The sequence below is a fragment of the Streptomyces sp. SudanB5_2050 genome, assembly GCF_964272335.1.
In the GTDB taxonomy this organism is placed as follows: domain Bacteria; phylum Actinomycetota; class Actinomycetes; order Streptomycetales; family Streptomycetaceae; genus Streptomyces; species Streptomyces rochei.
In genome coordinates, this window is the sequence record NZ_OZ186760.1 from 3,492,899 (window position 1) to 3,505,143 (window position 12,245).

Sequence of the window (12,245 nt, forward strand, 5' to 3'; positions counted from 1 at the left end):
GACAGCATGGTTGACGTACAGTCACGTCAACAAGCGCTTCGGGCATATTCCAGCGCGAAGGAGTACCCGTGCGGCATACTGTGCGACGCCCGCTCCGGGGAGTCGAACAGGCGGCGGCCGTCGGCCGTTCCGCCCTGCGGGGCCAGGCGCGCATCCCCGGTTCCGGAGCCGCCTCGGGGGCGACTCCGGCACGGTCGGCGCTCGGGACCACTCGCATCCCCCACAAGGTACCGGAGTGTGGCGCCGACTCCGGGCCGTGACGGGTCACACGGTGGACACGAGCCGGTATCGACGCTCCGTGACGCCGCGATGCCACGATCCGTGACATCGGCGGCGGGACGCGCCGGGCGGCCGGGGTAACCGGGGGGGGACGGGCGGACGGGGGCGCGCTACTCGGGGACGGTGAAGTAGCGGGCGAAGGCGGGGACGATCTCCGCCTCGCCGACCCTGCCGTCGCCGTCCGTGTCGAGCGCGGCGGCGATCTCACCCGCGCTCTCCCGGGGCACGCCGAGCACGGTGAGCACGCGGGTGACGTCCTCGACGGCAGCCGCGCCGTCGCCGTCGACGTCGGCGACGTCCAGGGCGGCGTGCAGGAACGGACGGGCGATCTCGGCGAACCGGTCCGGATTGTCCCGCAGCCGCTTGACCGCCGCGGTGACGAACTCCTCGCGGGTGATGCGCTGGTCGCCGTCCCGGTCGGCGATGCCCGCCATGCCCTGCCAGAGCGCCTCCGCGCCCCCGTACAGGGCCTGCCCCTTCTCGGAGCGGGCGGCGGTGCCGAACTCGGCGAGCAGCGCCTTGGCCGCCGCGTTGAAGTCCGCACGGTCGATGTAACCGTTGCCGTCCTGGTCGAAGGTGGCGAAGCGTGCGGCGATCCTGCGCCCGTACTCGCTGTTGACCATGGTTCTCTCCGGCCGCCTCACGTCGATTGTCGGTGGTCTGCGTCTCGCTCGGAGCGTACGACGCCGGCCGGGGCCGCGGGCGGCATACGGGCGGACGGGGCCGGCGGACCGGATGGGGGCGCGACTCAGGCGGACAGCGGGCGCGGCCGCTCGCCGGTCGCCGAGGCGAGGTCGGGATGGACGTCGAAGAGCCGGCGCACGCCGAGCGCGCCGAGGACGCGGTTGACGTGGGAGCCGTCGACGGCTCCCTGGGCCGGCAGTATCAGGCGCAGCCGCCCCTGGCAGGACCGGATGAGCCGCCGGGAGGCGATGAGCACGCCCACCCCGCTGGAATCGCAGAACAGGACCTCCGAGAGGTCCAGGACGAGGCTGTGCCGCCCCTCGGCCACCTCGTCGTGCACGCGCTGGCGCAGCACCGGTGACGTCACCAGGTCCAGTTCGCCCGACACCTGGAGCACGGCCCATTCGCCCTGCTCGCCGCCGGTCACATTGAACGTCACCACCATGCCCTTCAGTCGCCGGTACGTCGGACGTCCGGAATCACCCGGAATGCACCTGAAACGGAAGCCATGCTTACGCTTCTTGGCCGCGCGCCTGCCCACCGGCCGTTCCCGCAAACGCCCGCCCGGAAACGGGCAGCGATCAGAAACGGCTTGTTCCAGACGGTTTCGATCCAGTTCGATCGAATCCGGTCGCACGATAGAGGGTAGGCGAGGTGCCTAGCACGTGCGGGCGGCCGGGGGCGCGCATTGGCACAAAGGGGCGTGCGCTGTCGGACCTGCCGACTACATTCGGGAGCACGCCGGCCGCAGGCTGGTGGCGTACGTACAGGTGCAGGGGGTGAAGAGGCCGCATGGCGAAGAGGGACGTGCCGCCGCGCTGGGACCGCAAGATGCAGCAGCGGCTGGCCCGCGGCGAGGCCGCCGCCCTGGGTGAGCTGTACGACCGGTTCGCCTCGCTGGTGCACGGCCTCGCGCATCGGGTGCTCGACGACGAGCGGGCCGCCGACCACCTCACGCGGGACGTCTTCGCGCACGTCTGGGAGCACCCGGACGCCTACGACCCCCGGCAGGGCCCGCTGCGCACCTGGATCGCCGCGCTGACCCACCGGCTGGCCGTGCAGCGGCTGCGGGCCACGGAGACGGCGGCCCTCGCGCGCGGCGGCTCCGGGAGCGTCGAGGAGCTGGAGACCAAGGTGCGGCACGCCTCGGTCGCCGCGCGCGCCGACTACATCGTCCAGTCCATGCCGGCCCCGTTGCGCGCCGCCCTGGAGCTGGCCTACTTCCAGCGGCGCGACTACCGCCAGACCGCGGCCGACCTCGGGGTCACCGAGGACGAGGCCCGCCGCCGCCTGCGGCTGGGCCTCCAGCTCCTGTCCACCGCCCGCGAGGCCGCGTCCCCGGGCGCGCCCGGGACACCGCCGGGGTACGGGGGTGCGGCGTGAGGGGGGCGCACGAGCACGAGAACGAGCCGGAGCGGAACGACGAGCCGGACCGGGACGACCGCACGGACCGGCCGGGCGCGCCGGGCGGCGCGAGTGACGCGGGTGATGCGAGCGGTGCGGGCGGTGCGGGCGGTGCGGGTGACGCGGGCGCTCGGGGCACGGTCGCCGGTGCCGGGGGCGGCGCCGGCGGGGAGCCCGGCGCGCCGCGGATACCGCTTCCCCGCGCCTCCGTCGAGGACACCGGACGGGCCCTGCCCGACGCGGTGCCCGGTGGCCCCCTCACCCTGGAGCACCACGTGCTGACCTCGCTGCTCGGGGCGTGGGCGCTGGCCGCCTGCTCGGCGGAGGAGGCGGCGGCGGTCGAGGCGCACATCGGCGAGTGCGAGCCCTGCGCCGACGAGGCGCTGCGGCTGCGGGACGCCGTCGCCCTGTTGCAGCGGCCGGAGAGCCTGGACCTGGACCCCGCCCTGCGCACCCGCGTCCTGGAGGGCTGCCTGGAGCGGCGCCCGCCGCGCATCCCGGTGCCCGAGTGGGCCACGCCGTACGACGCCGAGACCGCCCGCCTGGACGCGCTGCTGCAGGACATCGGGGACGCCGAGTGGCACGCCCCGGTCCGGCTGCGCTGGTTCGAGGCCGACGGTGCCGCCAGCCGCCGCACCACCGTCGCCGGGGTCATCGCGCACCTGCTGACGGTCGACGGTCTGGTCGCGGTCGCCCTGGGTCTCGCGGACCCGCTGGGCGACATCGCCGCGCCCACCTCCGCGCCGGCCGGCCGCACCGAGGCGTACTGGCGCGCCTCGCACTTCCCGCCCACCCGTGCGGTGCGGGCGCCCTGGCGCGAGCAGAGCCACAGCATCGTCCGGACCGTGTCGTTCACCGGGGACTCGGGCGGCATGCCCGTGTCGTACGGCGATTTCGAGCTGCCCCTGCACGACGCGATGCTGGACCGGGCGTTCGAGTGCTGGGTGCACGCGGAGGACATCGCGGAGGCGGTGGACTACCCGTACGAGCCGCCCTCCGCGCGTCATCTGAACCGCATGATCGACCTCGCGGCCCGGATGCTGCCGGGCGCCCTGGCCGAGCGCCGCCGGGCCGGACTGGCCGCTCCGGGCGCCCGCCCGCATCTGGTCGCCGCGGGTGAGCCGGGACGCAGCCTGCGGCTGGAGATCGAGGGCTCGGGCGGCGGTGAGTGGCTGATCCCGCTCGACTCGCCGGGCGCGCTGGGCTCCGCCGACCACGAGGTGGCCCATGTGGCGCTGGACGGCGTGGAGTTCTGCCGGCTGGCCGCGGGCCACGTGCCTCCGGCGGAGGCCGCCGCCGGTCAGGTGGGCGACCGCGAGGCGATCAGGGACGTCCTGTTCGCGGCGGCCGGCCTGAGCCGGATGTAGGGGCCGCTCACCCGGCGTCGTCGCGGGGCGCGGCGGGCGCCGTGTGGAGGACCTCACGGGCCTGGTCCGCGGCGCGGACGATGCTCTCGGAGATGAAGTCGAGGAAGCGGGCGATGCTCTCCAGCCGCTCCGCGGCCGGGGTGCCGGCGCCGAGGACGCCGACGCCCTGGCGTGCGGTCTCGGCCACCTGCAGCGTCCCCCGGGCGCTGGCGATCATGGACTGGTACCAGACGTCGTCGTCGATGACGTAGCGCTCGCGGCGCGACTCGTCGCGTTCACGGCGCACGAGTCCCTGCTCGTCGAGGAACGCGACCGCCTTGGAGATGGACGCCGGGCTGACCTGGAGGCGCCGGACCAGCTCGGACGCGGTGAGACTGCCCGTGTCGCTGACGCAGAGGCAGGCCATCACCCGGGCCATCATCTTCGGCGTGCCCGTCTGCATGAAGACCGTGGTCAGCGTCTCCTCGTACTCGCGCACGGCCTCGGCGTCGCGCCCGTGGGCCTGCGGAAGCGCCTGAGGTCCCCGGGGGGCGCTCTGCCTGCGCCGGTGGGCGCGGCGCTCGGTGGCCCGGTGGGCGAGGTCGGCCCGGTACGCGGTGGGGCCGCCGTTGCGCATCACCTCGCGCGTGATCGTCGAGGTGGGCCGGTCGAGGCGCCTGGCGATCTCCGCGTAGGCGAGGCCGTCGGCCAGACCCAGCGCGATCTGCTGACGTTCCTGCTGGGTGAGCCTGCCTCCCGGCATCGTGATCTCCTTCGCGCTCCTCGGATGCCGCCACTATAGCGTTCATTCCCAATCCATTGCAACGCAACGTCAGCTGATGTTGCGTTCCTTCTTGTACCGTTGCAACGAAATCTATCCTGTGACCTGCATTTACTTGATTAGTGCGCAACAACCTTATTGATGACTCCGTGAATGCAACGTAGCGTTTCCAATGTCAGAAACGACGACGAGCACAGGAGCACACCATGCAGACCTTCGGTACCCCGGCCCCGATCTCCACCGTCCTCGACGTCCCGGCGGGCCGCGTCCGCTTCATCGCCGCCGACCGGGCCGACACCACGGTCGAGGTCCTTCCCGCGAACGCCGCCAAGGGGCGCGACGTCAAGGCGGCCGAGCAGACCCGGGTCGAGTTCGACGACGGCGTCCTGCGGATCGAGACCCCGGTGAAGAACCAGATGCTGGGCGCCTCCGGGGCCGTCGAGGTGACGGTCCGGCTGCCCGCCGGCTCCCGCGTCGAGGCCAGGGCGGCGGCCGGCGAGTTCCGGGGCGTGGGCCGGCTCGGCGACGTCGAGATCCAGGGCGCGCACGGCCCCGTCAAGGTCGACGAGGCGGCGAGCCTCCGCCTCACCACCGCCGCCGGCGACGTGTCGGTCGGCCGGCTCGCCGGTCCCGCCGAGATCAGCACCGCCAAGGGCGACATCAGGATCGCCGAGGCCGTGCGCGGCGCCCTCACCCTGCGCACCCAGTCCGGGGACGTGTCGGTCGGCGCCGCCGCCGGAGTCTCCGCCTCCCTGGACGCCGGCACCGCCTACGGCCGCGTCCACAACGCGCTGAGGAACCCCGACGGCGCCCCCGCCCTGACCATCCACGCCACCACCGCCCACGGCGACATCACCGCCCGCAGCCTCTGAGGAGCAGCAGCCATGACGCACCCGGCCATCGCGGCGTACGGACTGCGCAAGTCCTACGGCGACAAGACCGTCCTCGACGGTGTCGACCTGACCGTCCCCGAGGGAACGATCTTCTCCCTGCTCGGGCCGAACGGCGCCGGCAAGACCACCGCCGTCAAGATCCTCTCCACGCTCGTGACCGCCGACGCCGGAGACATCCGCGTCGGCGGGCACGACCTCGCCACCGACCCCCAGGCCGTGCGCGCCGCGATCGGCGTCACCGGCCAGTTCTCCGCCGTCGACGGACTGATCACCGGCGAGGAGAACATGCTCCTCATGGCGGACCTGCACCACCTCTCCCGCCGTGAGGGGCGCCGGGTCGCCACCGAACTCCTGGAGCGCTTCGACCTCACCGACGCAGCCCGCAAGCCCGCCTCCACCTACTCCGGCGGCATGAAGCGGCGCCTGGACATCGCCATGACCCTGGTCGGCGACCCCCGCATCATCTTCCTCGACGAGCCCACCACCGGACTCGACCCGCGCTCCCGCCACAACATGTGGCAGATCATCCGCGAACTCGTGGCCGGCGGCGTCACCGTCTTCCTCACCACCCAGTACCTGGAGGAGGCCGACGAACTCGCCGACCGGATCGCGGTGCTCCACGGCGGCCGGATCGCCGCCGAGGGGACCGCGGAGGAGCTGAAGCGGATGATCCCCGGCGGACACGTCCGGCTCCGCTTCACCGACCCCGCCGTCTACCGGACCGCGGTCTCGGCACTGCGCGAGGCCGCGTACGACGACGAGACGCTGGCCGTCCAGATCCCGAGCGACGGCAGCCAGCGCGACCTGCGCTCCGTGCTCGACCGGCTGGACGCGGCCGGCATCGAGGCCGACGAACTGACCGTGCACACCCCCGACCTCGACGACGTCTTCTTCGCCCTCACCGGCTCCGCCGCCGTTCCCGCCCAGACCGACCGGACCGACCAGGCCGACCAGACCGAGGAGACGACCGTCCGATGAGCAATCTCGCCCTCGCCCTGCGCGACTCGTCCACGATGCTGCGCCGCAACCTCCTGCACGCCCGGCGCTACCCGTCGCTCACCCTGAACCTGCTGCTGACGCCGGTCATGCTGCTGCTGCTCTTCGTGTACGTCTTCGGCGACGCGATGAGCGCCGGCATCGGCGGCGGGGACCGCTCCGACTACATCGCCTACATCGTGCCCGGGCTGCTCCTGATGACCATCGGGTCCACCACCATCGGCACGGCGGTCTCCGTCGCCAACGACATGACCGAGGGCATCATCGCCCGCTTCCGCACCATGGCCATCCACCGGGGCGCGGTGCTCGTCGGACATGTCGTCGGCAGCGTGGTCCAGTCGATCCTGAGCGTGGTCCTGGTCGGCGCGGTCGGCGTGGCGATCGGCTTCCGCTCCGCCGACGCCACCGCCCTGGAATGGCTGGCCGCCTTCGGGCTCCTCGTCCTGTTCACCCTCGCGCTGACCTGGATCGCCGTGGGCATGGGCCTGGTCAGCCCGAACGCGGAGGCCGCCAGCAACAACGCGATGCCGCTGATCTTCCTGCCGCTGATCTCCAGCGCCTTCGTCCCGGTCGACTCCATGCCCGGATGGTTCCAGCCCGTGGCCGAGTACCAGCCGTTCACGCCCGCCATCGAGACCCTGCGCGGACTGCTCCTGGGCACCGGCATCGGCCACAACGGATGGCTCGCCGTCGTCTGGAGCCTCGCCCTCACCGCCCTCGGCTACCTCTGGGCGACCGCGAAGTTCAACAACGACCCGAAGTGAACCAACGACCCCAAGTGAACGAGGTGACGGCGCGGGCCGTCGTCCTCGCCCGGGGCCCGTCCGACGAGGCCCTAGGCGAAGACGACGGTCCGCCGGCCGTTGAGCAGGATGCGGTGCTCCGCGTGCCACTTGACCGCCCGCGCCAGCGCCTGGCACTCCACGTCACGCCCGACGGCCACCAGCTGGTCCGGCGTGACGTCGTGGCCGACCCGCTCGACCTCCTGCTCGATGATCGGGCCCTCGTCGAGGTCGGCCGTCACATAGTGGGCGGTCGCGCCGATCAGCTTCACACCCCGGGCGTGCGCCTGGTGGTAGGGCTTGGCGCCCTTGAAGCTCGGCAGGAAGGAGTGGTGGATGTTGATGATCCGGCCGCTGAGCTGCTTGCACAGGTCGTCCGAGAGGACCTGCATGTAGCGGGCGAGCACGACGAGTTCGACGCGCTGCTCGCGCACCAGCTCCAGCAGCCGCGCCTCGGCCTCCGCCTTCGTGTCCTTCGTCACCGGGATGTGGTGGAAGGGAATGTCGTACGACGCCACCAGCTCGGCGAAGTCCGTGTGGTTGGACACCACGGCCGCGATCTCCACGGGCAGGGCGCCGATCCGGGCCCGGAAGAGCAGGTCGTTCAGGCAGTGCCCGAACTTGCTGACCATGAGCACGATGCGCATCTTCTGGTCGGCCCGGTTGATCTGCCAGTCCATCTGGAACGCGTCGCCGATCGCGGTGAAACTGGCGCGCAGCTTGTCCACCGTCACCGGCTCGTCGGCCGAGAAGTGGACCCGCATGAAGAACAGTCCCGTGTCGTGGTCGCCGAACTGCTGGCTGTCCTCGATGTTGCAACCGGTCATGAACAGGTAGCTGGACACGGCGTGCACGATGCCCTGCTTGTCCGGGCACGACAGGGTGAGGACGTACTGGTCGGCCGGGACGGCGGCCTGCGGGACGGCGGCGGAGGACTGCTCGTTCATGCAGGACAGGGTCCCATATCCGCGCCCGCCTCCCGAGCGCCGTCCCGTCAGGCGGACCGGGTGAGGATGCGCAGCACCTCGAGCGTGCGCGGCGGCGCGTCGGGGTCCTCGCCGTCACTGGTGGCCAGCCGCACGTGCGCGTCGCGCGCCGCCCGCACCGCCTCCGGCCAGTCCGGGTGGTCGAGGTACGCGTGCACCGGCGCGTCCGGCCCGACCTGGTGCATGATGCGCAGGACGCGCAGCACGGCCGTGTCGACGAGTGCCGCCTCCTGCGAGTCCCGGAAGACCGTGCCCACGTACTTCTCGGCCGACCAGTGGTCCAGCCAGGTGTCCTCCACCAGCCGGTACACCGCGTCGGTGACGTCGCCGTAGCCGTCGACGCCGGCCAGCCAGACGTCCCGCTGGAAGGCGGGGGCGGAGAGCATGTGCAGCGCGGAGCGCACATGGGTGCGCCAGCGCCACCACGGCATGTCGTTGAGGGGCATGCCGCCCATGGTGGAGGAGCGACGGCCGCGACGGGAAGAGTTCTCCGAACCTTGCACGGTCATCGATCGTACGTTCCCCTCTCGGCCCACCCCATCGGCCCCCGCAATTCACCTCGGCGTCACCGTCCGTTGACCGCAGATCACTCCCGGGTTGGCCGTGTGACGGAATCGTGCGGGCACATGACCGGCAGGCGCCCCATCCGCAGCAGCTTCCTCCGCCGCCCGAACGGCCGCTCCCGGGCCACCCGCACCGGCGCACTGTCCGCGGGGGCGCTGGTGGCCTGCGTGTCGCTCGCCGCCGGCTGCGGGGTCGTCCCCGGTACCACGGGGGGTTCCGGGGACGACTCGATCACCGTCATGACCTGGGCGCCGCAGGACACCGGCGCGACCAACAAGCCGGGCATGCCCGCCTTCGCGCAGGCCTACGCCCGCTGGGTCAACGGGAACGGCGGCCTCGGCGGCCGCAAGCTCAACGTGCTGACCTGCAACGACCACAACGACCGGGTGGGCGCGGCCAAGTGCGCCCGGCGCGCCGTCAACGAGAAGGCGGTCGCGGTCGTCGGCTCCTACAGCCAGCACGCCGACTCCTTCCTGCCCGTGCTGGAGGGCGCCGGCATCCCGTACATCGGCGGCTACGGCATCACCAACACGGAGTTCACCAGCCCCCTGTCCTACCCGGTCAACGGAGGCCAGCCCGCGCTGCTGGCCGGTCTCGGCAGCGCCCTCGCCGACTCCTGCGGCCCCGTCGCCCTGGTCCGGCCCGACACCATCGCGGGCGACCAGCTGCCCGTGCTGCTCGACTCGGGGCTCACCTCGGGCGGGCACGAGCCGGCCCTGGACCAGCGGGCGGCGGAGGACGCCACCGAGTACGGCGGCCAGGCCGAGCGTGCCCTGGAGCGCGCCGCCGACGGCACGGGCGACCCCGGGTGCGTGGTCCCCGTCCTCGGCGACCGCACCGGCACCTTCATGGACTCCTTCCGACGGGCCCGCGAGGACCATCCCGACGTACGGACCGCGACCGTGCTCGGCAGCGTCGACCAGACCACGGTCAACGCGAGCGGCGGGGCGTCCGGCCCCTACGAGGGGGCGTACGTCACCAGCTGGTACCCGGAGGTGGACGACCCGGCCTGGAACACGATGAAGAAGGTGATCAGCGAGGAGGCGTTCGGCGACAACGACATCGACGCGGCGGACGCCGGGGTGCAGACGACCTGGATCGCGTACACCGTCCTGAGGAAGGTCGTGGAGTCGCTCGGCGACGGCGAGGTGAGCGCCGGTACCGTCCGGCAGGCGCTCGACGGCGGTCTGGAGGTCGGGACCGGCGGGCTCACCCCGACCCTGAGGTGGACCTTCGCCGACAAGCTGGCCTCGGTCGGCTTCCCCCGCCTGGTCAACGCCGACGTCACGCTCCAGGTGGTGCGGGAGGGCCGGCTGGTGTCGGCCCGGCAGGGCACCACGGACACCACCCGCACCCTGCAGAACGCCGACGTGGCCTGAGCGGGCCCGGCCCGGAGCGGACCGGGCCGGGTGCGAGCGCCCGGTCAGAGCTGGGTCGGCTGGCGCTCCGTCAGGCCGTACTCCTTGGCGATGGCGTTCCAGAGCTTGGCCGCCTTGGCCTTCTCCTTGCTCGCCGTGCCGCTCGCCCGGTTGGCCTCGCTGGGCTGCGTGGCGGCCTTGCCCTTCTTGCAGCCCTTCTTCCCGGCGGTCCGGTCGGCCCAGGCCGCGTAGTGGTTGTCGGCCGACGCGGACGCCTGCCACGCCTTGGTGAGGGCGGTGGTCAGCTCGGTGTGCCGCGGCAGCTTGTCGACGGACAGCTGGGAGAGGCTGGTCACCAGGCCGGTGCGCTGCTTGGCGGCCTCGCGCAGGTCCTTGGCGGCCTGGGGGAGGTTGTCGCAGGTCCGCACGTCGGCCACGGCGTTGATCACGGTGGTCCGGCTGTTGCCGCTGTGGGCGAGGAGCTTGTCCAGCTCGACGGCCTGCTGCCGGGCCGGGTCGACCGTCGGTGAGGGGGAGGCCGTCGCGGACTCGGAGACCGGGGCGGTGGCGGAGACGGGCTGGTTGCCGCCCTGGTCCTCCTCCTTGCCGCCCCCGCCCGCCATCATCGCGCCGGCGCCGATGCCGACGACGGCGATGCCGACGCCGACGGCCGCGAGCAGCGGCACGCGGGAGCCGGTGCGCCCGCCCCGGCCGCCACCGTCGTCGCCGCGTCGCCTGCCGCCGGGTCCCTGCGGGGCGTAGGCGGCGGGGCCGCCGGGGCGGGCGGCCTGCGGCTCGTCGAAGCGGGGCATCTGCTGGGTGGACGAGGCGGGGCCGTCGGCGCCCGGGGCGCTGCGGAAGAGGCTGTCGAACTCGGCGGGCGGCTGCCGGCCCTGGTCACCGCCGGGCGCGGCACCGTACGGGGCCGGGGCGCCGGGGCCGCCGGGCACCGGCGCGATGTACTGCGTGGCCTCGGCGTCCGGGTCGGGGGCGGGCGGCGCGGGCCGGCGCGGTCCCGCCGTGCCGAGGAACTGCGTCGACTCGGCGTGCGACTCGGCGGGTCTCTCCGGGGGCAGGGCGCCCGGGGAGACGGGGGGTATGTACTGGGTGGCGCCGTCGTCGGCGGGGTTCCCGCCCGACGGCACCGGCGGTATGTACTGCGTCGCGCCCTCGTCGGCCGGGGCCGCGACCGGCGGCAGGTACTGCGTGGCGCCGTCGTCGGCGGAGGGCAGCGGCGCGGACGGCGGCGTCCCGGGCGCCTGCCCGTGGTGCTGCGCCCCGGTCTGCCCGAACTGACCGTCCGCTCCGGACCGGCCCTGCGCCCCCGGCTGCCCGTGAGCCCCCGCCTGACCGTAGGCCCCGGGGACACCCGGCTGCCCCTGCGGTCCCGGATACCCGTACGCACCCTGCTGACCCGGCAGGCCCTGGGGTCCGGGATACCCGTACGCACCCTGCTGGCCCGGCTGGCCCTGCGGTTCGGGCTGTCCCTGCGGTCCCGGATACCCGTACGAACCCTGCGGGCCGTGCCGGCCCGGCTGGCCGGGCTGGCCGTAGGCCGGCTGTGCGCCGTACGTCTGGTTCCCGGCCGGTCCGGCGTAGGACTGGGCGTCGGACGACGGACCGTACGCCTGCCCGCCGTACGTCCGGCGGCCGTCGGACGGGGCGCCGTACTCGGTGGCCGGGGCGCCCTCCGGGGGCAGCGGGCCCGGGCCCGCCTGCGGCGGCAGGGCGCCGGGGGGCTGGGCCGCACCGCCCTGCGCGGGCCAGCCCTGCGCGGCGGGCGGCTGGGCGGCGGACGGGTCGGACCAGCCCTGTCCGGGGGCCGGGCTCTGCTGCTGTCCGGGCCCCCACGGCCGGTCCCACGCCTGGCCGCCGGGCGGCGCCGAGGCGGGCGCCGGGGCGGGGCCGGCCGGCGCGCCCGCGCCGGTCAGGCCCGGTACCAGCGGCTCGCCACCGTCCGAGGGCAGCACGATGCCTTCGCGCGCTTGCCGCGGCGAGGGCTCCTCGCCCTGTCCACTCTGCGTCACCGGGACTCCTGTGAATGGGGGACCTTCGGAATCGTCGGCTCACGCTACCGGGTCCCCGGAGCCCACTGCCACGCCGCCCAGGGCGTGAACTCCTTCCCTGTGACTGCGGTAACAAAACCGGCCCGCTCCACGCTGTTCATGGCAC

At 73.5% G+C, this 12,245-nt stretch carries 12 protein-coding genes; 6 read left to right on the plus strand and 6 right to left on the minus strand.

Annotated elements, in window-relative coordinates; translation table 11 throughout:
* Positions 1-389 precede the first annotated feature (389 nt).
* Positions 390-902, minus strand: coding sequence for an EF-hand domain-containing protein (locus ACFZP7_RS15475; RefSeq protein ID WP_210902803.1), 513 nt, complete (start codon positions 900-902; stop codon positions 390-392).
* 125 nt (positions 903-1,027) lie between these two features.
* Positions 1,028-1,408 (minus strand): STAS domain-containing protein, encoded by a 381-nt coding sequence (locus tag ACFZP7_RS15480; protein WP_019326564.1) that lies wholly within the window; start codon positions 1,406-1,408, stop codon positions 1,028-1,030.
* 347 nt (positions 1,409-1,755) lie between these two features.
* Between ACFZP7_RS15480 and ACFZP7_RS15485 the strand changes: the two genes are divergently transcribed.
* Together ACFZP7_RS15485 and ACFZP7_RS15490 are read left to right on the plus strand one after the other, a co-directional pair.
* Complete coding sequence (locus tag ACFZP7_RS15485) at positions 1,756-2,346, plus strand: sigma-70 family RNA polymerase sigma factor (protein ID WP_019326565.1); 591 nt, start codon at positions 1,756-1,758, stop codon at positions 2,344-2,346.
* Positions 2,343-3,734: a zf-HC2 domain-containing protein gene (locus ACFZP7_RS15490; RefSeq protein ID WP_385634632.1), complete on the plus strand. Its 1,392-nt coding sequence runs from the start codon at positions 2,343-2,345 to the stop codon at positions 3,732-3,734. Before ACFZP7_RS15485 ends, ACFZP7_RS15490 begins: the two co-directional genes overlap by 4 nt.
* A gap of 7 nt (positions 3,735-3,741) precedes the next feature.
* Here the strand turns inward: ACFZP7_RS15490 and ACFZP7_RS15495 are convergent, their stop codons facing one another.
* Positions 3,742-4,476 (minus strand): helix-turn-helix domain-containing protein, encoded by a 735-nt coding sequence (locus ACFZP7_RS15495; RefSeq protein ID WP_019326567.1) that lies wholly within the window; start codon positions 4,474-4,476, stop codon positions 3,742-3,744.
* A 224-nt stretch (positions 4,477-4,700) separates the two neighbouring features.
* Here ACFZP7_RS15495 and ACFZP7_RS15500 point away from each other — a divergent pair, with 224 nt between their 5' ends.
* The 3 genes from ACFZP7_RS15500 to ACFZP7_RS15510 are packed head-to-tail and all read left to right on the plus strand — an operon-like array spanning position 4,701 to position 7,147.
* Entirely contained in the window at positions 4,701-5,366 is a 666-nt protein-coding gene (locus ACFZP7_RS15500; RefSeq protein ID WP_385634633.1) for a DUF4097 family beta strand repeat-containing protein, read from the plus strand.
* 12 nt (positions 5,367-5,378) lie between these two features.
* On the plus strand, positions 5,379-6,365 hold the full coding sequence (locus tag ACFZP7_RS15505; protein WP_385634634.1) for an ATP-binding cassette domain-containing protein: 987 nt from the start codon (positions 5,379-5,381) through the stop codon (positions 6,363-6,365).
* A complete protein-coding gene (locus tag ACFZP7_RS15510; protein WP_385634635.1) occupies positions 6,362-7,147 on the plus strand; it encodes an ABC transporter permease in 786 nt (261 codons plus the stop codon). Before ACFZP7_RS15505 ends, ACFZP7_RS15510 begins: the two co-directional genes overlap by 4 nt.
* A 71-nt stretch (positions 7,148-7,218) precedes the next feature.
* On the opposite strand, the gene purU is transcribed toward ACFZP7_RS15510, so the two are convergent.
* Positions 7,219-8,112, minus strand: a complete 894-nt coding sequence (gene purU, locus ACFZP7_RS15515) for a formyltetrahydrofolate deformylase (protein WP_030979161.1) — start codon at positions 8,110-8,112, stop codon at positions 7,219-7,221.
* Positions 8,113-8,159: 47 nt separating this feature from the next.
* A complete protein-coding gene (locus ACFZP7_RS15520) occupies positions 8,160-8,660 on the minus strand; it encodes an SCO4402 family protein (RefSeq protein ID WP_029393608.1) in 501 nt (166 codons plus the stop codon).
* Between the two features lie 117 nt (positions 8,661-8,777).
* Between ACFZP7_RS15520 and ACFZP7_RS15525 the strand changes: the two genes are divergently transcribed.
* On the plus strand, positions 8,778-10,094 hold the full coding sequence (locus ACFZP7_RS15525) for an ABC transporter substrate-binding protein (RefSeq protein ID WP_046250894.1): 1,317 nt from the start codon (positions 8,778-8,780) through the stop codon (positions 10,092-10,094).
* 44 nt (positions 10,095-10,138) lie between these two features.
* Here the strand turns inward: ACFZP7_RS15525 and ACFZP7_RS15530 are convergent, their stop codons facing one another.
* Positions 10,139-12,100 (minus strand): hypothetical protein, encoded by a 1,962-nt coding sequence (locus ACFZP7_RS15530; protein WP_385634636.1) that lies wholly within the window; start codon positions 12,098-12,100, stop codon positions 10,139-10,141.
* Positions 12,101-12,245 lie beyond the last annotated feature (145 nt).

Coding starts and splice junctions, on each gene's coding strand:
- ACFZP7_RS15485 (WP_019326565.1), top strand. CDS start 1,756: ATGGCGAAGAGGGACGTGCCGCCGCGCTGGGACCGCAAGATGCAGCAG.
- ACFZP7_RS15475 (WP_210902803.1), bottom strand. CDS start 902: ATGGTCAACAGCGAGTACGGGCGCAGGATCGCCGCACGCTTCGCCACC.
- ACFZP7_RS15520 (WP_029393608.1), bottom strand. CDS start 8,660: ATGACCGTGCAAGGTTCGGAGAACTCTTCCCGTCGCGGCCGTCGCTCC.
- ACFZP7_RS15480 (WP_019326564.1), bottom strand. CDS start 1,408: ATGGTGGTGACGTTCAATGTGACCGGCGGCGAGCAGGGCGAATGGGCC.
- ACFZP7_RS15510 (WP_385634635.1), top strand. CDS start 6,362: ATGAGCAATCTCGCCCTCGCCCTGCGCGACTCGTCCACGATGCTGCGC.
- ACFZP7_RS15495 (WP_019326567.1), bottom strand. CDS start 4,476: ATGCCGGGAGGCAGGCTCACCCAGCAGGAACGTCAGCAGATCGCGCTG.
- ACFZP7_RS15525 (WP_046250894.1), top strand. CDS start 8,778: ATGACCGGCAGGCGCCCCATCCGCAGCAGCTTCCTCCGCCGCCCGAAC.
- purU (WP_030979161.1), bottom strand. CDS start 8,112: ATGAACGAGCAGTCCTCCGCCGCCGTCCCGCAGGCCGCCGTCCCGGCC.
- ACFZP7_RS15505 (WP_385634634.1), top strand. CDS start 5,379: ATGACGCACCCGGCCATCGCGGCGTACGGACTGCGCAAGTCCTACGGC.
- ACFZP7_RS15500 (WP_385634633.1), top strand. CDS start 4,701: ATGCAGACCTTCGGTACCCCGGCCCCGATCTCCACCGTCCTCGACGTC.